The organism is Bacillus cereus group sp. MYBKT111-2 (genome assembly GCF_051915205.1).
GTDB classification, from domain to species: Bacteria; Bacillota; Bacilli; order Bacillales; family Bacillaceae_G; genus Bacillus_A; species Bacillus_A paranthracis.
Genome location: NZ_JBQAEG010000004.1, coordinates 143,508 through 168,794, shown reverse-complemented (window position 1 = coordinate 168,794; position 25,287 = coordinate 143,508). Strand labels below are relative to the sequence as shown.

The following is a 25,287-nucleotide window of genomic DNA, read 5'->3' as shown; positions in this document are numbered from 1 at the left end:
ATAATGAGAGTAATTAAAATGAGAACGGGGTGATGTATTATGGCGAAAATAACTTATATGAATCATAAACCAAATACAAAGGTGGATGGAAAGGGCGATACTATATAAGTGAGCGCACGATCCTTCCGCTTATACACTAGGGAGGATATCAATTTGAATCAAAATATTTTAGAATCGTTCGGCTGGGATTCTTTTTTTGAGGAACAAGCTGTAGAGAACTTTGAAGTAGGGCGTATTTTACTCGAGCATAAGCATATATATCGAATTATTTGTAATGATGGTGAATATATGGCAGAGCTGTCTGGTAAGTTTCGGCATGAAGCAGTAACGAAGGGAGATTATCCAGCAGTTGGTGATTGGGTGTATATAAAGAAAATAGAGAATGAAAAGAAAGCAATTATTCATCGTATTTTTCCAAGAAGAAGCTCTTTTTCTAGACAAGAGGCTGGTAATCGAACGGAAGAACAAGTAATAGCAGCAAATGTAGATTATCTATTTTTAGTGAATGCACTGAACCATGATTTTAACGTAAGAAGAATAGAACGTTATTTACTATTAGCATATGAAAGTGGTGCAATGCCAGTTATTGTTTTAACAAAGAGTAGCTTATGTGAAGACGTGGAACAGAAAATTGTAGAAACAGAAGCTGTAGCAATTGGTGTTCCGATCTTCGTCGTTGATAGTTTAGAGCATACTGGTATTGAATCGTTGCAACAATTTGTTACTTCAGGAAAAACAATTGCTTTAGTCGGTTCATCCGGGGTTGGAAAATCTACTTTATTAAATGCACTCATTGGAATTGAAGTAGCAAAAACAGGTGATATTCGTGAGGAAGATAGTAAAGGAAGACATACGACAACTCATCGTGAATTGTTCCGATTACCGAGTGGTAGTTTAGTTATTGATACTCCTGGTATGAGGGAGCTACAGCTTTGGGAAGGAAGCGATGCGATTCAAACAACATTTTCTGATATTGAAGAACTAGCAAAAACGTGCCGTTTTAGGGACTGTAAACATGAAAATGAGCCAGGGTGTGCAGTGCATAATGCAATTGAAACTGGAATTATTACGATAAATCGTTTGCAAAGCTATAAAAAATTACAAAGAGAACTGGCGTATTTTATGAGAAAACAAGATGCTATTCTTGCAAGAGCAGAGCGTGACAAGTGGAAGAAGATTTCCAAACAACATAAAAAAATGTAAAAAACCAAAGGAATATTCCTTTGGTTTTTTACATTTGTAAATTTTATAATAATATTATTTAAATATATAGACAAATAGAATTTATTTGTTTAAACTTTACAAAGTATTCATCATAATAGGTTATGAAAATAATAATTCGGGAATGGGAAATATTTATAATTCACAAGATTTACCTTATAAAATTGAAAAGCAGGAGGTTTGTAATGGGTAGACTATTAAATTGGTTTCGTGATATGAAAGTAGCAAAAAAACTACTAATTTCATTTTTCATCATTTTAATTGCGGCTGTTTCTATTATCGGAGGTATGTCTTATCAAACAGCTAAAAAGAATTTTGAATCACAAATTACGAGTAGTGCTCACGACAATATAAAAATATTAGATAATTTAATCAATCAAATGATTGAGGCAAAATTTAATGATATAAATAATTTTGCGCGAGTGATTCAAGGGAATATGTATCAAGGGGAAAATCAAGATGAATTAAGAAAAATGCTTTCTCAATATATCAATTTAAATAAAGATATTGAACAAGTATACGTTGCTGGAAATGATAAGAAATTTGTGCAAGAACCAAATATACAAATGGCAGCGGACTATGATCCAACAGAACGTTCTTGGTATAAAGATGCAGTGGCAAAACAAGGTGGTATTGTAATTACTGAGCCGTATAAGGCGAAAGGCAATGGACATATTGTCGTAACGATCGCAAAACAAACAGAAGATAAAAACGGTGTTGTAGCAGTAGATTTAAGTTTAGATAATTTATTAAAAACAACAAAGTTAATCAATATTGGTAAAAAAGGATATGCTTTCATTTTAGATGGGAAACAAAAAATAATTACGCATCCTCAAGAAAAATCAGGAGAAAAAGCAGCTGATTCTTGGGCAAATAAAATTTATGAAGATAATCATGGCGCTTTTTCATATACGTATGACGGTAGCGAAAAACAAATGGTATTTGCTACAAATGTAAAAACAGGTTGGAAAATCAGTGGGACGATGTACTCAAATGAAGTAATTGAAGCTGCGCAGCCTGTATTTTATAATATGTTAATTGTTATGTTCATTTCATTAGTTATAGGCGGGGCACTTATTTATTTTGTGACACTTTCTATAACGAAGCCATTAAAAAGATTAGTTGTCACTTCTAAAGAAATAAGTGAGGGAGATCTAACGCAAACCATCGAAATTCATTCTAATGATGAAATTGGTCAACTTGCAAAAGGATTTAATGAGATGACTGATGCATTGCGAACGTTAATCGGAAGAATTAACACTTCGGCTGGACATGTTGCAGCAGCATCAGAAGAGCTAACGGCAAGTGTAAGACAAGCGAGTGAAGCGACTGAGCAAATTACAATGGCAATGGATGAAATATCGAGCGGGGCAACAACGCAAACGGCAAGTGTAGAAAATGGTGCAATGTTACTATTTAATGTAACAGAAGGAATTCAGCATGTAGCAAATAGCTCATCATCAATTAGTACGGCTTCTGCGCATACTCGTGAAAAAGCAGAAGATGGTGGAAAACTAGTAGGAAAAACAGTAAATCAAATGCAGTCTATTGCAGAATCTGTTTCACAGTCAGATGAAGTTATACAGTTATTAAATAATAAATCAAAACAAATTGGTGACATACTGGAAGTCATTCAAAATATTGCAGATCAAACAAATCTTCTAGCTTTGAATGCGGCAATTGAAGCTGCAAGAGCAGGAGAGCACGGAAGAGGATTTGCAATCGTTGCAGATGAAGTACGTAAATTGGCGGAGAAGTCTAGCGTATCTTCTAGTGAAATTAGTAAATTAATAAGTGAAATACAAGATGACATGAGTAAGACGGTAAAATCAATGGGGCATGTAAATGAAGAAGTTCAATCTGGACTTGTAATTGCGAATGAAACGAAGCAAAACTTTACTGAGATTTTACAATCTACAAACGAAATTGCCGATCAAATTAAAACGATGGTTGAAACGGCTAACGGGATGTCAAAAGGTGCAAATGAAGTGTCTATTTCGGTAGGACAAATTGCAATGACAGCGCAGAATAATGCGACGAGTACTCAAAACGTTGCAGCATCAGCGGAAGAACAATTAGCTTCGATGGAGGAAATTGGTTCTGCAGCTGGTACGCTTTCTCAAATGGCTGAAGAGTTACAAGTATTAATTGAAAGATTTAAAGTTTAATAGAGAACAGACTACTCCAAGATAGCAGTATGCTATTGGAGTAGTCTGTTTTTTTGTAAAATTAAATAGAAATACACAATACTTTTATGAGGTTTAAATATATATTTTGTATAATATTTGTCGAAAAATAAAGGTATTTGTTAATTTTGTGTATAATTATAATCATATAGAATACAAATAAAAGGAGATTCGTATGGGAGTGTATTGGGGGACAAAAAGACATTCTTGGCTTAGTTATGCCTCATTTTGGTTAAGTATTTCATTTTTTATTGTTTTTCTCATTGAAGTGTTTATTTTTAAAACACTTTCAAATAGTTCAGTGCAAATTGTTAAATATTTTTATTTTATATTTGTACCAGTAAACATCTTTCTTAGTTTAAAGTTACTCTTTAAGAAGAATGAAAAGAAAGCATTACCTATTTTTAGTTTTATAGTATCATTATTATTTACAATTCTAATACTAGTATTAGCGTTAGCAGCTACTGGGAAATTCTTTTAAGGAGAGTGATGTAAATCACTCTCCTTTTTTGATGTGAGCAAATAATGATTGGGAATAGGTTTAAAATTTAAGGAGGATTAAGTAATAAAGTAAGCCACATAATAATGAAGACTGAATAAAGTGTTTTATATACTTATGAAGCAAATGAATACGGTTAGAACGTTGATATATGGTACAATACATATGGATAGTGATAGAGATAAAGAGTATATAAAATACTCATCGTTTTTTAGTAAGAGAGGGGTTATCTTATGCTATACGAGGATTTGATGACATTATTTCAAGCAGCTCCGAAAGAAGAAGGTAAAGGCGCTTGGAAATATATAATCCAGGAACGAAATGATAAATATGAAATTGTTAATGAAATGTTGAAAAATCAAATGAGTGTTGAATTGTATTTTAATGAATATGATGAGGTGAAAATCACTTTATATAAAGATGGAATGCCTATTTCGACGATGCAAAGAATTGCGATTTCAAAAGTTGAATTAGACGAAGAGGAAGAAGGGATTCAATTCGTTTTAGAACGTATGCCTAGTCGAATGATTCGGTTGCAATTAAAGCCATATTTGGCACTCGAAATGGGGCCGTACTGGGAAGTATGTGATGATTGTGAGTAAATATATATAAAAAGCATCCAATAACATGGATGCTTTTTATGTTTTTTGAAGTTGTTTAAAAGCAATAATCGGAAGTAAAATGATGCTAACCCACCCGATTACTGGATATAGAATATGGAGTAATTCACTGTAACCAACGTAACTAAAGCAATAACTTATTAGTAAGATGAAGAAAATAATATTGTTATTTTTCCAGCCAGTGATGGATTGCATTTGTTTTGTCATTCCGAACACATTGCCAACTAAAGTTGTGAATACTTCACCGAAAATGATAAGAACAAAGAAAAAGTGAAAAGTGGCATTGAATTTTCTTATGACTTCAGCCATTGGGATATTATATTGATAAAATTGGTCGACTGATAAGATCGCTAAATGGCTACATAATAAAATTAAAGAAAGTCCTGCACCACCTAAAATACCGCCCCATAAAATGGCCTTTCGATCTTTTACTTCGCTGGCTAACGGGACGAGGACGCTTTGGGCGAGAGAAAGATTTAAGGCGACATATGTAATAGGACTAGTTATCCACTTCATATTCCAGCTTTCTGCAGGAATAGTGTTACTAATAGGAGTTGTACCGTGAAAAAACGTTGTAATAGCAAGTCCGATAATGAAAATCATCATAATAGGTACGACAAGTGTATTAACTTCAAAAACCCCTTGTAATCCGCGACTACCTATAATGAGACAGGCGATTACTGTAATGAAAATACCGAGTTGTCTTGGTAAACGAAGTTGCTCTTCGAATACCGCCCCAGCTCCTGATAACATAACGCTCGTTACACCAAATAATACGAGCAATAATAATGTGTTTACGACATTTCCAAATACATCCCCAAATAAATATTTGTTAAATTCTTGCGCTGAAAATGCACCGATTTGTGAGGAGAGTAACATCATTTTTGTACCGAGCCAAATAAAAAAAAATCCACTTATACATATGCCAATTGTTCCATAAAAGCCATTCACTGTAAAAAATTCAACAATTTCTCGTCCAGTAGCAAATCCAGCTCCAACGACTGTTCCAATATAAGTAGCAGCGACTTTCTTTGCTACTTGCCATTGTTGATTGTCCATGTTATCCCTCTTTCTACTACGATGAGCTTGATTTACTATTATGCATATGTATGAGCTTGGACAATTAGACGTATGAAGTGTTTGAAAACATACATGAATTAATACATATTAGGGAAATATTAAAGGTGTTAAAACTTTGTTACATATAAGCTAATCGTTCGAAAGGATAGGAAATGTATGGTAACATGTAACTAGGTTATGAAAAGATAATCATTACAAAATGATAAGAGGAGTGGATTGTATGAGTACGAAAACAAATGTTGTTGAAGTATTAAACAAGCAGGTAGCAAACTGGAATGTGTTATATGTGAAACTACATAATTATCACTGGTATGTGACAGGACCACACTTCTTTACATTACATGAGAAATTTGAAGAGTTTTACAATGAAGCTGGAACGTATATTGATGAATTAGCAGAACGTATTTTAGCATTGGAAGGTAAGCCGTTAGCGACAATGAAAGAATATCTTGCAACATCTAGTGTGAATGAAGGGACAAGCAAGGAATCTGCAGAAGAAATGGTGCAAACATTAGTAAATGATTACTCAGCACTTATTCAAGAACTAAAAGAAGGCATGGAAGTTGCTGGTGAAGCTGGAGATGAAACATCAGCGGACATGTTGTTAGCAATTCATACAACATTAGAACAACATGTATGGATGCTAAGTGCGTTCTTAAAATAAAGTGAAACTTTAATCAGTGGGGGGCTTACTGCCCATTAAAGCGGGATAAATATAAGAATATAAAGAAAAAAGTCATTGAAAAATTCTTTCAATGACTTTTTTGTGATTTTTCAGTTTTCTTTTATGCTATAATATAGTAAAAAGGAGGCGATGCGATGTTTCGCTTTTTCAAAACTGGAAAAGAAGAGCGTGAAATTACGAAAGATGAATTGGAACAAGCGATGGCCAAGTTTCTAGAAAAGAATGCTAATATCGTTTATACAGTATTAGTAAATGATGATTATACAGTGAATTATGATTTGTTAAAGCCGTATTTACCTGCATTTCCAACAAACCATTTTCTTATTACGAAGGAAACGCTTGAGGTATTTGAACATACAGAAGAAAACTTAAACCTAGTGAAAGAAATTGATATTGTACAAAAGGCAGTAGATCAGTATGTAACAGAAAAAGAAATGTTTCCAATTGTAGAAGGTAGTGAAGATCGCCTCATATGCGGAATGAAACTAGGACCTTACTTAGATCGTATATTAAAAAGAGACTTATATATTTCAGAAAAACATTATTTAGTTTCAAGTAAACCAGATAGAAAAAAACAAAAGAGTGGGTAGATGTATTGAGAACAACAATAAATATATTGTTGTCTTTTTTTTGGTTGTAAAAATATTTATTTTTCAGTCTATTCAACTTTATACTAAATTTATTGGGTAAAGAGGAGTAATAATTGAGTATCATTTTAAGAATAAAGTTATTGTTAGCTTGAGTTATATAACGATTACAGAATGATATAAAGGTTTGAGACATAAATATTATAACAGGTTACGGGGGAGTAGATGTATGAAAAATGGTATGACTTACATTCAATTATTAAATGAAACGTTACATTGCTATGCAAGTAAAGGAAGTTTAGAAGCGTACACTTATATAATGGAGCATGCTAAAGGTATAGTAGGGAATGAGGCTCAAATATATAATTTTAAATATGCATTAGCGAGTGCAGCAGGACTTGAAGAAGAAGCGTTGCATTTAATGAAGGAAGCTATTATAGAAAAAGGTTTTTGGTATGGAAATGAGTATTTAATTTCGGACGACGATTTAAAACCACTACATAAATTTGAAGAGTTTCATCAAATGGTTCAATTATGTAAAGAAAGAGAAGAGTTAGCAAAGAAAACAGAACGAGCAGATGTGAAATATATAGAAAGTAAGAAAAAAGAAAAACTATTTATTGCAATGCACGGTGATCAAGAAAATATAGGAATAATAGAACCATATTGGAAATCTGTTTTGGCACAAAATTATACGTTAGCTTTACCACAGTCTTCGAAAATCCAGTTTTCAGATGGGTTTGTATGGGATGATTTACATAGAGGGAAAGAAGAATTAAAAGAGCATTACGATAAGCTTATAGAGAACCGTACAGTAGAACATGTAATAATTGGCGGTTTTTCTGCTGGAGCAAGAGTAGCTCTATATACAATTTTACAAAAAAATATAGCTGTGGATGGGTTTATTTTTATGGCACCGTGGCTTCCAGAGGTTGAAGAATGGAATGAGTTGCTGGGAGTACTACAGGATAAACATATAAAGGGATATATAGTCTGCGGTGATCAAGATGAAGATTGTTTCGAATGCACACAGCAATTTGTACAATTATTAAGAGATAAGAATATAGAACATAAGTATAAAATTATACCTAACTTAAATCATGATTATCCTATTCACTTTGAAGAGGTATTGAAAGAAGCTATTGAATATATAGGGAATGAAAACAATAAGTAGTAAGAAAAGGAGATGCATCATATGTGATGTATCTCCTTTTTAAAATTATAAATTAAAAGCATTTGCCAATAAGCGATAAGAATTCAATTTATCTTCAAATCGATGAGTAATAGTGACAATCATAAATTCTTCAGTATTGTACGCTTTGCTTAAGTTTATGATTTTTTCTTTTACAGAAGACGGATCGCCTACTATCATACGTTGACGATTTTCTTTTATACGGAATAAATCATACGTGCTATATGAATAATTTTGAGCAGTTTCGATAGAAGGAGTACCAGTTGTACGCTTTCCTTGTTCTAGTAATAAGATTGATAAATCTAAACTAGAAGCAATTTTTTCCGCCTCTTCATTTGTTTCTCCGCAAATAACAAAAATAGCTACGATTGATTTTGGTTTATCTCCTAAATAGGAAGGTTGGAATTGTTTTTTATAGGCCTCCATTACCTCGGGTCCACCGTATCCGTTTATGAACTGTGCGAATGCAAAGGAAGCACCTTGTTGTGCGGCAATCTTTGCACTCTCTCCGCTAGAGCCAAGCAACCACATGTCAGGAGATGTGGGAATTACAGGAGTAGCCTTTAAATTTGCATAATGATGGTTTTCTGGTACTTGATCATGTAAGTACATTGCAACATCTGCAATTTGCTCTGGATATTGATCAAGTGAGACCATTTTTCCTTCTTGAAGTGCGCGAGTTGCAATGGGCATACCACCAGGTGCTCTGCCGACACCAAGGTCAATACGATTTGGATAAAGCGCTTCTAAAACACGGAAATTCTCAGCAACTTTATACGGGCTATAGTGAGGTAACATAACACCACCCGAACCAACTCTCATACGCTCCGTTTTTGCTGCAATATGAGAAATAAGTATTTCTGGACTTGAACCAGCAAGGCTTACAGAATTGTGATGCTCTGATACCCAAAAGCGTGTATATCCGAGTTTTTCAACTTCTTGCGCAAGCGTAACTGTATGTGAAAAAGCTTGGGCTGCCGTACTACCATCTGAAATAGGGGATTGGTCTAATACACTTAATTTGATCATAGAATATACCTCTCAATCTTAATGTACATCCTATTATATATTTACTTACGAAAAATGCGTAATGAAATGCTCAAAATAAAAAGTGGATAAATTATATATCCACTTTTAATGTGAAAATCCTCGTTCATAATGATTCATTTCGACTACATTTAAAATATATTCGTAGTTATCAATCTCAAGTTTTATTTGTTCACGCTCTTTTTTAGATAGATGCATATTACTAAGTTTGTTGCATAGCTGTTGTTTCTTTTCTTCTAAATACTTTTTTGTAGCATTGTAGTCGTAAGTTGGTTTCATTTTTAACCACTCCTTATTTGCTGTTGCTATATTATACGAAGCGTGAAGAGATGTGAGAGCGATCTCTTATGTATTTTCAGTGAATATTCAACTTGCTCTGTTGTTATGTTTATGGAAATTTATGAATAAAATGCACTAAACGACTAATGCCCATTTGATGAAGTAAGGGGTGGAATTGTGCAGAAAGATATAATGTATAACACGGAGATGGATGAAACGTTAAAAATTATAAATAAAGGATTAAAGAAGACGACGAGTCCGAAGCAAATTATTGTAGTAGGGGCTGGCATGGCTGGATTAGTTTCGGCATCTTTATTAAAAGCTGCGGGACATGAAGTGAAGATTTTTGAGGCAAACAACCGGGTAGGTGGCCGCATAGAGACAGTTAGAATGGAAGATACCAGTTTATATTTGGATGTAGGGGCGATGAGAATTCCGTATTCGCATACATTAACGATGGCATATATAAGAAAATTTGGGCTACAGGTAAGCCCTTTTATTAATAGGAATGAGACTGATATTATTTACGTAAACGGCCGAAAAACGACATTAAAACAATATGAAAAAGAGCCAAGTATATTAAAGTATCCTGTGGAAATGAATGAAGTTGGGAAAACGTCTGAGGAGCTATTATTGTTAGCGGTACAGCCTATTATAAATTTTATTAAAAAGAACCCAGAGAAAAATTGGGATGTTGTAGTAAATGATTTTGGCAGATACTCTACAGGACAATTTTTAAAGTATCACCCTTATCAATATAATACTTACTTTTCACCAGTAACAATTGAGATGATTGGTGTTTTGTTGGATTTAGAAGGTTTTTTAGAAAGGTCATTCGTTGAGACATTACGTTTTTTATACATTATGCAAGAGGAGAGCGGATTTTGTGAAATAATAGGCGGTAATGATAGATTGCCAAAATCTTTTTTACCACAATTAGAGGAAGATATTATATATAATCAAAAATTAATGAAGCTACATCAGCATGATAATGGTGTGACAGCTTTCTATCGAAACGAAGAAACGTTTGAATATAGTAGTATTACAGGGGACTTAGTTATTGTTACCATTCCGTTTTCGACAATGCGGTTTGTAGAAGTAGATCCATTTGATTCTATATCTCATGAGAAATGGAAAGCAATTCGTGAATTGCATTATATGCCAGCGACAAAAATAGGAATTCAATTTAAAAGTCGATTTTGGGAAGAACAAGGACAGTTAGGTGGCAGAATTATAACAGATTTGCCAATTCGTTACGCCTATTATCCAAGCTATGGAATTGGAGAGAAGGGACCAGCTATGATGCTAGGAAGCTATACATGGTCTTATGATGCGTTGTTATGGGATGGCTTATCAAAGGGTGACCGTATTTATTACACATTACAAAACTTAGCAACGATATTAGGTGGTCAAGTATATGATGAATTCTTATCTGGTATATCAAAAAGTTGGACGTTGGATCCATATGCACTTGGAGGGTTTGCTCTATTTCAGGCAGGTCAAGAATCAGAGTTGCAACCAGCGATTGTCAAACCAGAGGGAAGAATATTCTTTGCTGGAGACCATACAACGTTATATCACGGATGGATACAAGGGGCAATTGAATCTGGCGTTCGTGTTGCGGTAGATGTAAATGAATTAAATGTATAAAATTCAGAAATTTCTTTACTGTATAGTTTGAGATGGATATTATTATATATAAAAGAATTATAGGGAGTGTTGAAAGTGAATCCATTATTATTCGATTTTCCTTCTGAATTTTATACTGAAAGGCTATTGATTCGAATGCCGAAACCAGGTGATGGTAAAGCTGTATACGATGCCATTCAAGCTTCTATGAAAGAATTAAAACCATGGATGGTTTTTGCACAAAAAGAGCAAACAGAGGAAGAAGTAGAAGTGAGCATTAGAAAATCACATATTCAATTTTTACAGCGTGAGGACTTAAGATTACTAGTTTTTTCGAAAGAAACAGGTGAATTTATTGCATCGGCTGGATTACATCGCGTTAATTGGAATATACCACAATTTGAAATCGGATATTGGATTGATTCAAGGTTTAGTGGAAAGGGCTATATGGTCGAGGCTGCGAAAGGCATAACAGATTATGCTTTTTCTGAACTGAAAGCAAACCGCGTAGAAATTCGTTGTGATTTTTTAAATAAGAAGAGTAGGGCGATCCCTGAGAAATTAGGTTTTAAATTAGAGGGTGTTTTAGAAAGTGCGAGTGTTGCAGTAGATGGAAATGGATTAAGGGATATGTGTGTATTTGCGATGACTAGAAATACATATGAAAAAGAAGAGCTGTAGAGAAACGGCTCTTCTTTTTGTACATTATGGTACAGGATGTCCGTTAGAGCTTTCAAAAATTGTAAACCATTGTTGACGGTCTAAGTTAACTTTTGTAGCAAGTGCGGCCGTTTTAACACGATCTAATTTACCAGAGCCGACGATGGGCATCATATTAGCTGGATGTGCAAGTAACCAAGCATACATAACCGTATCGATACTAGAAACACCTAGCTCAGTAGCAACTTTTTGCACAGTTTCACGTACACGTACAGCACGTTCTGATTGACCAGTAAAAATTTCTCCGCCAGCAAGAGGTGACCAAATCATTGGATTGATTCGTTTTTCCTGACATAAATCAATTGTTCCTTTTTTAAAATGCTCAAGTTGCAGAGCTGATACTTCAATTTGGTTCGTAATAAGCGGGAAATCTAAGTATGAACTTAACATATTGAATTGGGAAGGTAAAAAGTTAGATACACCGAAATGACGAACTTTTCCTTCCTGTCTTAAGCGAGAGAACGCTTCTGCCACCTCATTTGGATCCATGAAAGGGTCAGGACGATGGATAAGTAATACGTCAATATAATCTGTATGTAAATTTTTAAGTGAAGCTTCTGCACTTTGAATAATATGTTTTGCACTAGTGTTGTAGTGAGCAACATAACGCTCTGGAAATTTCGGTGATGGGGGAGCGATTCCACATTTTGTGATGATTTGCATGTTTTCACGTAAGGAAGGCTTTAGTTGTAATGCCTCTCCGAACAGTCCTTCACACGTATAACCGCCATAAATATCAGCATGATCAAAAGTAGTAATTCCCATATCCATACAATCTTCAATGAAAGAAAGTAATTCTTGTTTCGTCATATTCCATTCTGCTAAACGCCAAAAACCTTGAATCATACGAGAAAATTCGAGTGTTTCGGCCATTTGAACTCGTTCCATTATAGTACCCCCTTGATGAATGATTATTTTTTGAAAAGGCTTTCTTACTACATATTATTATATAGTTAGAGGGGCGTACAAACAATAAATATGTTTTGCTACAAAAACGATTATTTCTATATGATATAATGTAAAAACATATAGCTAGAAGGAGAGGTACAAAATGATTCCAGTAACAATATTAACTGGTTTTCTTGGTTCAGGGAAAACGACATTATTAAATCGTATTTTATCAGAGAATCACGGTCAGAAATTGGCGGTGATCGTAAATGAAATCGGGCAAATTGGTATTGATAATCAGTTGATTATGAATGTTGAAGAAGAAATTATGGAAATGACAAACGGCTGTTTATGCTGTACTGTACGTGAGGATTTACTCGTTGCGTTAAAACAATTACTGGACGTAAAAGCAGAAGGGAAAATGGACTTTGATGGATTAGTAATTGAAACGACGGGTCTTGCAAATCCAGGTCCTATTATTCAAACATTCTTTTTAGATCCTGTTATTCAATCTGCATACCAAATTAATGGTGTTGTAACAGTAGTAGATAGTTATCATATACATAAACATTTTGAAAAAGGGCTAGAAGCAAAAGAACAAATTGCATTTGCTGATGTTGTATTAGTGAATAAGTTAGATTTAATTGAAGAGAGTGAAAAAGAAAATCTCCTACATGAACTGCAAGGAATAAACCCGACTGCAAAGTTAATTCAGTCGACTAATTGTGATGTGGATATTCCATCGTTACTACAAATTCAAACGTTTAAAACGAAAGATACGTTACAAATTTATCCTCATACAGAGCATAATCATTTAGAAGGTGTAAAATCGTTTGTACTACGCGAAGAGCGTCCGTTAGATTTACAAAAACTAAATGAGTGGATGTCAGCTGTCGTTCAAGAACTAGGAGAATACTTATATCGCTACAAAGGGATTTTATCGATTGATGGAGTGGATAAACGTATCGTTTTCCAAGGCGTACATACGTTATTTGCTGCTTCGTATGATAGAGAGTGGCAAGAGGGCGAAGATCGAGTAAGTGAAGTTGTTTTTATCGGAAAAGATATTAATAAAGAATGGTTCCAAGCACATTTCGAGGAGTGTGTGAAATAAGTCTGCGTTTATTGCAGGCTTATTTTTTGGACTTAACTAAGTGTTTTGTAGAAAAATACTAGATTGCCAAAAACGAAGGACTAAAAAAACCTGTTTTCACAGGTTTGTATGTTCATCTAAAAGTAACTCCATTACAACACCTACAACAGGACCTTCATCATCAATATCGCCATTTAAACGGAAGCCAAATGACTCATATAATCCCATTGCAAGTTTGTTGTCTGGATGTAAACTTAAATAAATTGTTTTACATTCAAATTTATTTTGTAAGAATTGAATAAGCAAGCGAAGGAAACGTTTTGCGTATCCTTTTCCTTGATATTGTTGGTCAATCATAAAGCGGTCTAACCATACGCTTTTACGTTTTTCACAATACCATCCATACATTGCATATCCTACAAGTGTTTCTCCATCATATAAACCTACTGACGTTCCGTTTCCCTCATATAATGATTCTGCTAAAGAAAACGCATTGCTTTCAATAAATTGCTGCTGGTCTTTTGTGACGTTTAAAGCAGCTACCGAACGCCAATTTTTTTCTGTTACTTCACAAATGTGAAGAGTCATAATTCCAACTCACCTTCTAAATTAATATAGCTTAAAAGCTAATATGGATAATTTTACTTGTTATTTTGGTCAAGTCAAGCAGAAACACATAAAAAAAGAAGCTGAATGTCGTATTCAGCTTCTTATCAAAAGTTGGTTAGTTAGTAGCTTCTTTCAATGTGTTTACGTTTTCTTCCATTAAAGTGAAGTAATCTTTATTATTTTTCGCATCGTCTTCAGAAATAGTAGCTAAGTGATTTAAGCGTAAAATCTTTGTACCTGTTTCTTTTTGAATAACGGATGCTACTTTTGGAGTAGAAAATGTTTCAAATAAAATATATTTTAGATTATGTTCTTTTACTGTTTTTGTAATGTCAGCAAGTTGTTTTTGAGATGGTTCATCAGAAGCTGAAATACCGGCGATAGCAATTTGTTTCAGGCCATAGCGTTGTTCCCAGTATCCATAAGCCGCATGAGAAACTAAAATATCTTTCGTTTTTGCATTCGCAACTGCTGCTTTAAATTGATCATCTAAATCAGTAAATTTTGTTTGAAGTGCTGCAAAGTTTTTTTCGAACTCTTGTTTATGGTCAGGTTGTAATGCTACAAGTGCATTTTTAATTTTTTCTGCTTGTTTCATTGCTAGAGTAGGGTCTAACCAAATGTGTGGGTCTTTATCGTGATGATGTTCATCCTCTTTATGGCCGTCTCCGTGATCATGATGCTCTTCTTCAGTAGAAGTACGCAGTTCAATACCTTTTGATGCATTTACAATTTTAACGTTTTCTTTTTGTAATGTTTTTTCCATTTTTTCAGCAAATGGTTCTAATTCAGCACCGTTATAAACGAATAAATCGGCTTTTGCAACTTGTACTGTTTGTTTCTGACTTGGCTCAAATGTATGAGAATCGGCACCAGGCGGATAAATTGCTTCAACAGTTACATAGTCGCCACCAATTTTTTTTGCGAAATCTGCAAGAGGAAAAATAGTTGTATAAACAGTTAGCTTTCCGTCTTTCTTGGCATTACCTTCTTTTGTATTTGAGCAGCCAGTAAAAATTAAAGTGAAAATAAGTAAGAATGAAAATATAGTCAATCTTTTAGGCATGAAGTTCTCCTCTTTTCTTTTTTTACGGATATATTTTCCCCAATTATAGAAGAAAAATATCATTTTAATACAAAACGGAATAATTACGTTTTAGTTTGCGAACTTAGTATAATACATCTTTTATAAAGTTGCAATAAATAATAATCATTCCGATTTGATTTTGTTATAAAGTTGTCAAATATAGGTGTGTTATTTTTGCGAATACATGCATATGTGACAACGCTGTGTTCATATATATGAAAGGAGGGTGTAGAGGGGGCTGAGTGTTTGGGTTACTTAATGGAAGCTATTTTATTGATATTAGCGGTAGTATTACCATTAGCCGTAGTATTAATTTTTTTAAGAAGATTAATAAGTAATTTAGGAGATGCATCAACCGTAACAAAATTACGAGAGAAAGATGAGAAAAAAGAGTGAGTAAAGCACTATGCGTACGCATAGTGCTTTACTTGTGGTAAAATGAGAGAAGGAAACTCCTAAAAGTTGTATGTTACTAAAGGAGAGAAAAGTAAAATAAGAGGTATATGCATATATGAATAAGCGAACAGCGTTAGTACTTGGTGCAAGTGGTTTAGTTGGGCAAGAGATAACGCGTCTATTACTTGAATCAGATTACTACGATTCGGTTACTATTTTTGTAAGAGAACCAATGCAATGGCAACATGAAAAGTTACAGCAAAAGCAAGTAGATTATTTGGCATTAGAGGAATATAAAGAGTTCTTTGCTGTAGATGACGTATTTAGTTGTCTAGGAACAACAATCAAAAAAGCAAAAACGAAAGCTAATTTCAAAAAGGTAGATTATGAATATACGTTACGAGCGGCTTGTTTAGCTGAAAAACAAGGGGTGCAAAATTTCCTTGTTGTGTCCTCAATGGGAGCGAATCCTAAATCGTTTTTCTTTTATTCACAAGTGAAAGGAAGAATGGAAGAGGAATTGCAAAAGTTAGTAATTGGTGGTATTCACATTTTTAGGCCATCTTTATTAGTAGGAAATCGACAAGAATTTCGCTTTGGTGAAAGAATGGCGGAAAAATTATCTCGTATGATTCCTTTTATATTTAAAGGAGCCTTCAAAAAGTATAAACCAATTTCCGCTAAAGATGTGGCAAAAGGGATGTATATAACTGCATTGCGAGAAGAATCAGGTATCCACATTTATAATTCGAATGAAATTACAACGATAGAATAAATAAAACCGAGAAGAAAAGCTTCTCGGTTTTATTTATTTGTACTGATTTTCCCAGGCGCTCGCTCGTATTGATACGGTTCTTCTAATTCAAAGCCAAGCTCATTGGCGGCTATTCTTGGGAAGTAAGGATTGCGAAGTAACTCACGTCCGATAAAAATTAAATCTGCTTCGTTATTATTTAAAATTTGCTCTGCTTGTGCCCCGGTCGTAATCAATCCAACTGCACCAGTTGCAATGTTAGCATGCTCTTTAATATGTTTAGCATATTGTACTTGATACCCAGGGTAAACATCGATGCGCGCAGGTACAACAGCCCCAGAGCTACAATCGATTAAATCTACTCCTTGTTCTTTCATCCATTTTGTATATTGTACATAATCTTGAACTGTTAACCCGTCAGGATGATAATCATTTGCTGAAATACGAACAAATAACGGTCCGTTCCAAACTTCATTTATCGATTCAATGATTTCGCGTAAGAAACGATATCGATTTTCAGGTGAACCACCATATTCATCAGTCCGCTTATTGGTAAGTGGAGAAAGAAATTCATTAATAAGATAACCGTGAGCACCGTGTATTTCAATAACGTCAAATCCAGCTTGTTTGGATCGTACTGCAGCTTGCTGAAAAGCTAATACAGTATCTTTAATTTGGTGTTTGCTCATTTCTATTGGCATTTTCATTGTTTCATTAAATGGAATGGCTGAAGGAGCTAACGCATTTGTTTCTAATTCTGCTTTTCTTCCAGCATGAGCGAGTTGAATGGCAGCTTTTGCACCATTATCGTGTATAAAAGTTGTCGCTTTATGTAAGCCTTCAATTAAACTGTCATCCCAAATGCCTAAGTCTTTATTTGAAATTCGACCTTCAGGTAACACGGCTGTTGCTTCAATCATAACTAAACCAACTTGACCAGCAGCTCTTGTTCCATAATGAATAAGATGGAAATTCGTTACTTGGCCATCCTCGTTTTCTGATGAATACATGCACATAGGTGACATGACAATCCGGTTTTTTAGTGTAACGTCTTTGATTGTATAAGGTGAAAAAAGTTTGTAATTCATCCAATAGCCTCCTTGATTGAATTTTCTTACATTGTATCATTCTCTTTTTTGTTTTCACTAATAAAACGCTTATACGAAAAATTTTGTCTATTCGTGTTACAATAACAAATATGAATTGAATTGGAGGATGGCATATGTACCAAGCTTATTATGAAAGTGAATTAGGCTTGTTAGAAATTACAGCGAACGATAAAGGAATTACGTCTGTTATATTTGTTGATGAGAGACAAGAAGAACATACAAATGAAATGATAGATCAATGTATAAATGAGCTCGATGAATATTTTAAGGGGAATAGAAAAGAGTTCACAGTCCCGTTGTCTCCTGAGGGAACAGCATTTCAAAAAAATGTATGGGATGCGCTCTATACGATTCCTTATGGCTTAAGTGCTTCATATTTAGATATTGCAGAGAAAGTCGGAAATACGAAAGCTGTACGAGCAATAGGAGGAGCAAATAGTCGCAATCCGATTTCAATAATCGTTCCGTGTCATCGTGTAATAGGAAAGAGCGGGAAACTTGTTGGGTATGCGGGCGGTTTATGGAGGAAAGAGTGGTTATTAAAACACGAAGGTATTTTGAAATGACGTATGGATGGGAAGAGGGATTGTTTTGAAATGTATAAATTGTGGGCAACTTTGCGAGAGAAATCAGTTAAATTGTGAAAGTTGCCAGCGGACTTTGCATACTGAACAGAGTGAAGGAAGTTCGCTAATAGACAAGGAATTAGAAGTATATGTAGGGAGACAATATCCGTATTACAAAAGGAAATGGGAGCTTGAGGAAAAGCGGATTGCTAGGTGGAGCTGGAATGGTTGGGCAGCTATTTTCAATGTAGGTTGGCTCGGATATCGTAAGTATTATTTACCTGCAGCTTTATTTGTAGTGTTATTATTAGCGTGTGATGCGTTTTCTTATTATATGGGCTTCAACGTAGCATTGCCGATCATTAATATGGTGCCTCTTACGTTTCTATTACTCGTTTTTATTTTATTTGGAATGGCGATTTTTACGAATGGATTATATTATCAATTTGCAGAAAGGCGTATATATCGAATAAAAGCAAGAGAAATTCAAGATGAATCGGTTGAAAAGTACCTCATTCGTGATAGTGGTGGAACGAGTAAAATGGGAGCAACAATTGTTACGATTTTAGCGGTTGCTAGTATTTTTATCAGCCATTTCTTTTTCCCGACTGATCGAGATATTATTCAAAAAGTTCGTACAAGCTCGCTATATGAATATCCATTCTTTTCAATTGGTGAATCGTTTGAAAATTATTTTAGAAATCCGGGTTGGGCATATTATCGTGGCACGGAAGGATTAGAATTGGTAGAGTTCCAAGGGGATAGTCCGGATATGTCGAAGAAAAAGGTTACGATCCAATTTGTTGTTGATTATAAATTGGGTGAGATTGAGCCATACTCACTTATGATTAATGGCGAATCTAAAAATGAGGAAGAATTTTTAAAGATAATGGACGAAATATTTAAAGTTCAAAATCCATTTGACATAGAGGATGGATTACAAGTAAAAGAAATAGAAAAAGAAGTGGATAGTAGAGCTCTCTATCCGCTTCTTTTTTGTATATACGAAAATAATATTTGAAATAATCTGAATCTTTTGTATAATAATATGTATTATACTGGCTTTCATTTATACATATAGATTGGGGGAAGGAACAATGAAGAGAAAGGTAACAACGATTGCTGCAGTTGCATTATCGACTAGTATATTAGTTGCAGGTTGCGGAAATGGGGAGAAGGCATCTACAACGAAGAAAGAAGCAGGTAAGGAGGTAGCAGATAAGCAAGTATTAAACTTACTAGAAACAGCAGAAATTCCTTCAATGGATACGTCAAAATCAACAGACTCTGTATCATTCCGTGCCTTTGTAAATGCAATGGAAGGATTATATCGTTTAGATAAGGATAATAAACCAACTCCAGGTATGGCAAAAGATGTGAAAATTAGTGAAGATAAAAAGACATATACATTTGAATTACGTGATGCAAAATGGTCAAATGGTGATCCAGTTCGAGCGCAAGATTTTGTATATGCATGGCAACGTACATTAGATAAAGCAACGGCAGCTGAGTATGCATTTATTTTATTTGATGTGAAAAATGCACAGAAAGTAAATAAAGGAGAGTTACCGTTAGATCAATTAGGAGTGAAAGCGAAGGATGATAAAACGTTAGTAGTAGAATTAGAACAACCAGCACCATATTTTCTTGAGCTTACTTCATTCCCAACATTCTTCCCTTTAAATGAAAAATATGTGAAAGAACAAGGAGATAAATACGGATTAGAAGCAGATAAATTATTATATAATGGACCGTTTACGATGAGTGAATGGAAACATGAAAGAAGTTATCAGTTAAAGAAAAATCCTAATTATTGGGATAAAGATACTGTGAAGTTAGAAGAAATTAATGTGAATATTGTGAAGGAAACAAGCACAGGAGTAAATTTATATGATAGTGATCAAGCTGATCGGGTTATTTTAACTTCTGAATTTGTTGATAAATATAAAAAGAATAAGCCAGATGAATTTAAAACGAAGTTAGATCCACGTATGTATTTCTTACGTTTTAACCAAAAAAATGCAACGTTTAAAAACCAAAAAGTTCGTGAAGCAATTGATCTAGCATATGATAAAAAAGGAATTGCAAATGTTATTTTAAATGATGGATCATTGCCAGCGTATTTCTTAGTACCTGAAAAATTTACGACAGGACCTGATGGGAAAGATTTCCGTACTGTAAATAAAAATTTCCGTGACAGTAAAGATAATGCAGCAAAAGCGAAAAAATTATGGGAAGAAGCGAAGAAAGAACTTGGTCAAGATACAATTACAGTCGAATTACTAAATGATGATAACGGTAGTCGTAAAAAAGTAGGAGACTTTATTAAAGAAGAGTTAGAGAAAAACTTACCTGGTATTAAAGTGAATTTAAAACAACAGCCATATAAGCAGAAGTTGGATTTAGAAAAGAAACTTGAATATGAATTCTCTTTATCTGCATGGAGTCCAGATTATCCAGATCCAATGACTTATATTGATATGTTTGTTACTGGAAGCTCATTTAATGAAATGGATTATTCTAATCCGAAGTATGATGAGTTAGTAGCGAAATCAAAAGGAGAACTATTAAAAGATGATAAAGCACGCTGGAATGCACTTGCAGAAGCGGAAAAAATCTTAATTGGTCAAGATGCTGCCATTTCTCCTACGTACCAACAAAGTACCGCATACTTAGAGAAACCATACGTAAAAGGTATTGCAAATCATACGTTTGGTGGGGACTTCAGTTATAAATGGGCATATATTACAAAAAAATAGTATAATAAAAGATGAGAGAATTTTCGCTCATCTTTTATTTGTATAGGAGGAATTAGAGTTGTTAAAAGGAATCAATCATCTTTGTTTTTCAGTATCTAATTTAGAAGATTCTATTATATTTTACGAAAAAGTATTGGAAGGAGAATTATTAGTTAGAGGAAGAAAACTTGCATATTTTAATATATGTGGAGTATGGATAGCGCTTAATGAAGAAATACATATTCCAAGAAATGAGATTCATCAATCTTATACGCATATTGCGTTTTCTGTTGAACAGAAAGGCTTTGAACGTCTACTGCAGCGATTAGAAGAAAACGATGTTCATATTTTACAAGGAAGAGAACGGGATGTAAGGGACTGTGAATCTATATATTTTGTTGATCCTGACGGCCACAAATTTGAGTTTCATTCAGGGACATTGCAAGACAGGCTTAATTATTATAGGGAAGATAAACCTCATATGACGTTTTATTAAGGGGGGCAAAGAAAGTTGCATGCGCTAGTAATTGGTGGAACAGGAATGCTAAAGAGGGTGTCTATGTGGCTTTGTGAGCAAGGGTTTAATGTTTCTATTATTGGAAGAGATGAAGTGAAATTAGAAAATGTTAAACGGGAGAGTGCTATACCAGAAAATATCACATGCCTTCCGTTAGATTATCATAATGATGACGATGTAAAGGTAGCTATTAAAAGCACAATTGAGCGGAATGGCCCAATAACATTAGTTGTCGCATGGATACACTCAAGTGCAAAAGATGCGTTATCACTTATTTGTAGAGAATTAGACTTGTCGCCTGAAACATACGAAGTTTTTCATATTTTAGGCAGTAAAGCGTCGAGAATAGCCTCACAAAAAATAGGTGGTACGCGATGTAGCTATCATAGAATAATTTTAGGTTTTATATTAGAAGATACATACGCAAGATGGCTTACTCATGAAGAAATATCGGATGGGGTAATAAAAGGAATTGAACGTAAATGTAATGAATGGATTGTAGGACGAGTAGAACCGTGGGAATTGCGGCCAACATGGTAAGGGGGAATTGAAGTGAAGACAACGGTATATGTAACAAGGCATGGTGAAACGGAATGGAATGTAGCGAAGCGAATGCAAGGACGGAAAAATTCTGCTTTAACTGAAAATGGTATACTGCAAGCTAAGCAATTAGGAGAGCGAATGAAAGATTTATCTATTCATGCAATCTATAGTAGTCCGAGTGAAAGAACCCTTCATACTGCAGAGTTAATAAAGGGAGAACGTGATATACCGATAATCGCGGATGAGCATTTCTATGAAATTAGCATGGGTATATGGGAAGGACAGACAATTGATGATATAGAAAGGCAATATCCAGACGACATACAGTTATTTTGGTATGAGCCACATCTTTTTCAGTCAACATCAGGAGAAAATTTTGAGGCTGTTCATAAAAGGGTAATTGAGGGGATGCAGATTCTTTTAGAAAAGCATAAAGGAGAAAGTATATTAATTGTCTCCCATGCGGCAGCAGCAAAATTACTTGTAGGACATTTTGCGGGTATTGAAATAGAAAATGTGTGGAATGATCCATTTATGCATAGTGCTAGTCTCAGTATAATAGAATTTGAAGATGGTAAAGGTGAAGTGAAGCAATTTGCAGATATAAGTCATTTTCAGTAAGCATACAAAAAAGGCCGTGAAAACGGCCTTTTTTGTATGAAAAACTAGCAATTGCGTTTTTTGTACCAGAAGTGATCGAATTTCTTGTTTTTGCAAGATGGGAATTTATGTCCGCCGCCTTCGCAATCGTTCCATTTCTTTCCATCGTCACACGAATCGTCGCAAGAGCCACCGTGTCCATTAGGGAAGAATTCGCATTTTTTACAGTAACATCGTTTTGTCCAGTAAAATTTCTTTTCAAAGCGTACACATTTTGTAACGAACGTACAATGCTTTCTACGAGTACGTTTTGTAACTAACACACATTCTTTTCTACGTGTTACTTTCGTAACGAACGTCCATTTTTGAACGCGAACACGCGTACATTTCGTAACAAATGTCCATTTTTTAACATGCGTACATTTTGTAACGAAAGTACAATGTTTCACGCGAGTACATCTTGTTCTTGGACATTTACAATCGTCGTTACATTCTATTTTTGTAGTACAATCATCATCGCATTCAAAAGTACTTGGATCTTGGTGTAAGAAATCCTCCATCCCAGCACTTTTGATTTCTTCAACCGCTTTTCTAATATCACGTTTCATAGAAATCCTCCTTATCATGTATTCAGGTGAAAAGGTATTCTTTTTCCTTAACATGATATGAGATATGACGTCTTTCTGAACAGGACAAGAGTGTAATTTTATATAAATAGATGATAGCGGATGTATGGACAAGGCGAGTTGCATACATTGAATGAAGAGAACTGAGAAGGGATGAGAAAACATGCTACCTTCATATGATTTTTTTATTCATCCAATGTACTTAGTGGAATTGAAAAAAGACATTTGGTCAGACAGTCCAGTACCAGCAAAATTAACTTATGGAAAAAAGAAGTATGATATTGATATCGTATACCGTGGTGCTCATATTCGTGAATTTGAGAAAAAGTCTTATCATGTTATGTTTTATAAGCCTAAAAAATTTCAAGGTGCGAAAGAGATTCATTTAAATTCTGAGTTTATGGATCCGTCTCTCATACGAAATAAATTATCTTTAGACTTTTTTCATGATATTGGTGTACTTTCACCGAAATCACAACATGTGTTTATAAAAATTAATGGTCAAATTCAAGGTGTATATTTACAGTTAGAATCAGTTGACGAAAACTTTTTGAAAAATAGAGGATTACCGAGTGGTTCTATTTATTATGCGATAGATGATGATGCGAATTTTTCTTTAATGAGTGAGAGAGATAAAGATGTTAAGACCGAGCTCTTTGCGGGTTATGAATTTAAATACTCGAATGAAAATAGTGAAGAACAGCTGAGTGAATTTGTATTTCAAGCGAACGCTTTGTCGAGGGAATCTTATGAAAAAGAAATTGGGAAGTTTTTGCATGTTGATAAATATTTACGATGGTTAGCTGGCGTTATTTTTACACAAAACTTTGATGGTTTCGTTCATAACTATGCACTATATCATAATGATGAAACAAATTTATTTGAAGTAATACCGTGGGATTATGATGCGACTTGGGGGCGAGATGTACAAGGGAGACCACTTAATCATGAATATATTCGTATTCAAGGTTATAACACGTTAAGTGCAAGATTGTTAGATATACCTGTATTTAGAAAGCAATACCGAGGTATTTTGGAAGAAATATTAGAAGAACAATTTACCGTTTCATTTATGATGCCGAAAGTAGAAAGTTTGTGTGAGTCGATTCGTCCTTATTTACTACAAGATCCATATATGAAAGAAAAATTAGAAATATTTGATCAAGAAGCTGATATGATTGAGGAATATATAAATAAAAGAAGAAAGTATATACAAGATCATTTACATGAATTGGATTAATTTTGAAAGAGATTGGAACATTATCAATCTCTTTTTTTGTATAATAAAGAAGTATTGTTAGAATTGGCGTAATATATACTTAATAAAGGATGGAGATGTGGAAACATGACGGTAAAATGGATTGATTGGGTAAAACAAATACAATCTATAGCTCAAGCGGGTTTAACGTATTCTAAGGATGTGTATGATATAGAGCGTTTCCAACAATTACGGGATATTTCCATTTCGATGATGTCACATTATACAAAGACAGATTGGGAAGTTGTAGAGAAGTTATTTGCAAGTGAGACAGGCTATCAAACACCTAAAGTCGATATAAGAGCAGTCGTTTTTCAAAATGAAAAGTTATTATTTGTGAAAGAAAAAAGTGATGGGAAATGGGCATTGCCAGGTGGATGGGCTGATATCGGTTATACGCCGACAGAAGTAGCAGCAAAAGAGGTTTTCGAAGAGACAGGTTATGAGGTAGATCATTTTAAGTTACTCGCTATATTTGATAAAGAAAAACATCAACCATCGCCTTCAGCAACGCATGTATATAAAATTTTTATTGGCTGTAAAATTATTGGTGGTGAAAAGAAAATTAGTATTGAAACAGATGATGTGGAGTTTTTTGGTGAAAATGAATTGCCTAATTTATCAATTGCTAGAAATACAGAAGAGCAAATTAAACAAATGTTTGCCTACATAAAAGAACCTCAGAAAGAAATAGTAATAGATTAATAATGCGTATGCCTGTGATATTGTCGGCATGAAGATATTGGCAGAATGCAACC

At 34.3% G+C, this 25,287-nt stretch carries 28 protein-coding genes; 20 read left to right on the top strand and 8 right to left on the bottom strand.

The window, feature by feature from the left end; genetic code table 11:
* Positions 1-153: 153 nt before the first annotated feature.
* The 4 genes from rsgA to ACTFNE_RS13175 all read left to right on the top strand — a co-directional run bounded on the left by rsgA (position 154) and on the right by ACTFNE_RS13175 (position 4,508).
* Positions 154-1,203: a ribosome small subunit-dependent GTPase A gene (gene rsgA / locus ACTFNE_RS13190; protein ID WP_046197612.1), complete on the top strand. Its 1,050-nt coding sequence runs from the start codon at positions 154-156 to the stop codon at positions 1,201-1,203.
* 203 nt (positions 1,204-1,406) lie between these two features.
* Positions 1,407-3,389 (top strand): HAMP domain-containing methyl-accepting chemotaxis protein, encoded by a 1,983-nt coding sequence (locus ACTFNE_RS13185; protein WP_270705275.1) that lies wholly within the window; start codon positions 1,407-1,409, stop codon positions 3,387-3,389.
* 193 nt (positions 3,390-3,582) lie between these two features.
* Entirely contained in the window at positions 3,583-3,888 is a 306-nt protein-coding gene (locus ACTFNE_RS13180) for a hypothetical protein (protein WP_046197610.1), read from the top strand.
* Between the two features lie 251 nt (positions 3,889-4,139).
* Positions 4,140-4,508 carry a DUF3979 family protein gene (locus tag ACTFNE_RS13175; RefSeq protein WP_000965072.1) on the top strand — a complete coding sequence of 123 codons (369 nt, stop codon included), beginning with the start codon at positions 4,140-4,142 and terminating at the stop codon, positions 4,506-4,508.
* Positions 4,509-4,544: 36 nt separating this feature from the next.
* On the opposite strand, the gene ACTFNE_RS13170 is transcribed toward ACTFNE_RS13175, so the two are convergent.
* Positions 4,545-5,585 (bottom strand): YkvI family membrane protein, encoded by a 1,041-nt coding sequence (locus ACTFNE_RS13170; protein WP_001990330.1) that lies wholly within the window; start codon positions 5,583-5,585, stop codon positions 4,545-4,547.
* 241 nt (positions 5,586-5,826) lie between these two features.
* Here ACTFNE_RS13170 and ACTFNE_RS13165 point away from each other — a divergent pair, with 241 nt between their 5' ends.
* The 3 genes from ACTFNE_RS13165 (at position 5,827) to ACTFNE_RS13155 (ending at position 8,052) form a co-directional block, all read left to right on the top strand.
* Positions 5,827-6,270 (top strand): Dps family protein, encoded by a 444-nt coding sequence (locus ACTFNE_RS13165; RefSeq protein WP_000105198.1) that lies wholly within the window; start codon positions 5,827-5,829, stop codon positions 6,268-6,270.
* Positions 6,271-6,425: 155 nt separating this feature from the next.
* A complete protein-coding gene (locus tag ACTFNE_RS13160; RefSeq protein WP_000488187.1) occupies positions 6,426-6,881 on the top strand; it encodes a DUF3939 domain-containing protein in 456 nt (151 codons plus the stop codon).
* A gap of 226 nt (positions 6,882-7,107) precedes the next feature.
* Entirely contained in the window at positions 7,108-8,052 is a 945-nt protein-coding gene (locus tag ACTFNE_RS13155) for an alpha/beta hydrolase (protein ID WP_046197609.1), read from the top strand.
* Between the two features lie 45 nt (positions 8,053-8,097).
* On the opposite strand, the gene ACTFNE_RS13150 is transcribed toward ACTFNE_RS13155, so the two are convergent.
* Together ACTFNE_RS13150 and ACTFNE_RS13145 are read right to left on the bottom strand one after the other, a co-directional pair.
* Positions 8,098-9,099 carry an LLM class flavin-dependent oxidoreductase gene (locus ACTFNE_RS13150; RefSeq protein WP_000594051.1) on the bottom strand — a complete coding sequence of 334 codons (1,002 nt, stop codon included), beginning with the start codon at positions 9,097-9,099 and terminating at the stop codon, positions 8,098-8,100.
* Positions 9,100-9,204: 105 nt separating this feature from the next.
* Positions 9,205-9,396: a DUF3896 domain-containing protein gene (locus ACTFNE_RS13145; RefSeq protein ID WP_000805515.1), complete on the bottom strand. Its 192-nt coding sequence runs from the start codon at positions 9,394-9,396 to the stop codon at positions 9,205-9,207.
* 177 nt (positions 9,397-9,573) lie between these two features.
* Between ACTFNE_RS13145 and ACTFNE_RS13140 the strand changes: the two genes are divergently transcribed.
* A complete protein-coding gene (locus tag ACTFNE_RS13140) occupies positions 9,574-11,046 on the top strand; it encodes a flavin monoamine oxidase family protein (RefSeq protein ID WP_046197608.1) in 1,473 nt (490 codons plus the stop codon).
* 75 nt (positions 11,047-11,121) lie between these two features.
* Complete coding sequence (locus ACTFNE_RS13135) at positions 11,122-11,706, top strand: GNAT family N-acetyltransferase (protein WP_270705274.1); 585 nt, start codon at positions 11,122-11,124, stop codon at positions 11,704-11,706.
* A 24-nt stretch (positions 11,707-11,730) separates the two neighbouring features.
* Here the strand turns inward: ACTFNE_RS13135 and ACTFNE_RS13130 are convergent, their stop codons facing one another.
* Positions 11,731-12,633 carry an aldo/keto reductase gene (locus tag ACTFNE_RS13130; RefSeq protein WP_270705273.1) on the bottom strand — a complete coding sequence of 301 codons (903 nt, stop codon included), beginning with the start codon at positions 12,631-12,633 and terminating at the stop codon, positions 11,731-11,733.
* Positions 12,634-12,796: 163 nt separating this feature from the next.
* Here ACTFNE_RS13130 and ACTFNE_RS13125 point away from each other — a divergent pair, with 163 nt between their 5' ends.
* Positions 12,797-13,747 (top strand): CobW family GTP-binding protein, encoded by a 951-nt coding sequence (locus ACTFNE_RS13125; protein WP_000613439.1) that lies wholly within the window; start codon positions 12,797-12,799, stop codon positions 13,745-13,747.
* A 96-nt stretch (positions 13,748-13,843) separates the two neighbouring features.
* On the opposite strand, the gene ACTFNE_RS13120 is transcribed toward ACTFNE_RS13125, so the two are convergent.
* A complete protein-coding gene (locus ACTFNE_RS13120) occupies positions 13,844-14,314 on the bottom strand; it encodes a GNAT family N-acetyltransferase (protein ID WP_048556899.1) in 471 nt (156 codons plus the stop codon).
* A 136-nt stretch (positions 14,315-14,450) separates the two neighbouring features.
* Positions 14,451-15,401 carry a metal ABC transporter substrate-binding protein gene (locus ACTFNE_RS13115; protein ID WP_001126173.1) on the bottom strand — a complete coding sequence of 317 codons (951 nt, stop codon included), beginning with the start codon at positions 15,399-15,401 and terminating at the stop codon, positions 14,451-14,453.
* A 267-nt stretch (positions 15,402-15,668) separates the two neighbouring features.
* Here ACTFNE_RS13115 and ACTFNE_RS13110 point away from each other — a divergent pair, with 267 nt between their 5' ends.
* Positions 15,669-15,818, top strand: a complete 150-nt coding sequence (locus ACTFNE_RS13110; protein ID WP_000540927.1) for a hypothetical protein — start codon at positions 15,669-15,671, stop codon at positions 15,816-15,818.
* 115 nt (positions 15,819-15,933) lie between these two features.
* Positions 15,934-16,593, top strand: coding sequence for an oxidoreductase (locus ACTFNE_RS13105; protein WP_001042754.1), 660 nt, complete (start codon positions 15,934-15,936; stop codon positions 16,591-16,593).
* Positions 16,594-16,622: 29 nt separating this feature from the next.
* Here ACTFNE_RS13105 and namA read toward each other — a convergent pair whose 3' ends face one another.
* Positions 16,623-17,660, bottom strand: coding sequence for an NADPH dehydrogenase NamA (gene namA / locus ACTFNE_RS13100; RefSeq protein WP_046197605.1), 1,038 nt, complete (start codon positions 17,658-17,660; stop codon positions 16,623-16,625).
* Between the two features lie 134 nt (positions 17,661-17,794).
* Between namA and ACTFNE_RS13095 the strand changes: the two genes are divergently transcribed.
* The 6 genes from ACTFNE_RS13095 to ACTFNE_RS13070 all read left to right on the top strand — a co-directional run bounded on the left by ACTFNE_RS13095 (position 17,795) and on the right by ACTFNE_RS13070 (position 22,666).
* Complete coding sequence (locus ACTFNE_RS13095) at positions 17,795-18,247, top strand: methylated-DNA--[protein]-cysteine S-methyltransferase (protein ID WP_046197604.1); 453 nt, start codon at positions 17,795-17,797, stop codon at positions 18,245-18,247.
* 7 nt (positions 18,248-18,254) lie between these two features.
* A complete protein-coding gene (locus ACTFNE_RS13090; protein ID WP_046197603.1) occupies positions 18,255-19,268 on the top strand; it encodes a DUF2628 domain-containing protein in 1,014 nt (337 codons plus the stop codon).
* 76 nt (positions 19,269-19,344) lie between these two features.
* Positions 19,345-21,006 (top strand): peptide ABC transporter substrate-binding protein, encoded by a 1,662-nt coding sequence (locus ACTFNE_RS13085; protein WP_061184779.1) that lies wholly within the window; start codon positions 19,345-19,347, stop codon positions 21,004-21,006.
* 58 nt (positions 21,007-21,064) lie between these two features.
* Positions 21,065-21,481, top strand: coding sequence for a FosBx1 family fosfomycin resistance bacillithiol transferase (gene fosB / locus ACTFNE_RS13080; protein WP_270705271.1), 417 nt, complete (start codon positions 21,065-21,067; stop codon positions 21,479-21,481).
* A gap of 15 nt (positions 21,482-21,496) precedes the next feature.
* On the top strand, positions 21,497-22,042 hold the full coding sequence (locus ACTFNE_RS13075; protein ID WP_270705269.1) for a short-chain dehydrogenase: 546 nt from the start codon (positions 21,497-21,499) through the stop codon (positions 22,040-22,042).
* Between the two features lie 12 nt (positions 22,043-22,054).
* Positions 22,055-22,666, top strand: a complete 612-nt coding sequence (locus ACTFNE_RS13070; RefSeq protein ID WP_061535803.1) for a phosphoserine phosphatase 1 — start codon at positions 22,055-22,057, stop codon at positions 22,664-22,666.
* A gap of 44 nt (positions 22,667-22,710) precedes the next feature.
* On the opposite strand, the gene exsB is transcribed toward ACTFNE_RS13070, so the two are convergent.
* Entirely contained in the window at positions 22,711-23,253 is a 543-nt protein-coding gene (exsB, locus tag ACTFNE_RS13065; RefSeq protein WP_270705268.1) for an exosporium protein ExsB, read from the bottom strand.
* A 181-nt stretch (positions 23,254-23,434) separates the two neighbouring features.
* Here exsB and cotH point away from each other — a divergent pair, with 181 nt between their 5' ends.
* Together cotH and ACTFNE_RS13055 are read left to right on the top strand one after the other, a co-directional pair.
* On the top strand, positions 23,435-24,511 hold the full coding sequence (cotH, locus tag ACTFNE_RS13060; protein ID WP_000937984.1) for a spore coat protein CotH: 1,077 nt from the start codon (positions 23,435-23,437) through the stop codon (positions 24,509-24,511).
* 105 nt (positions 24,512-24,616) lie between these two features.
* Positions 24,617-25,234, top strand: coding sequence for an NUDIX hydrolase N-terminal domain-containing protein (locus ACTFNE_RS13055; RefSeq protein ID WP_046197599.1), 618 nt, complete (start codon positions 24,617-24,619; stop codon positions 25,232-25,234).
* Positions 25,235-25,287 lie beyond the last annotated feature (53 nt).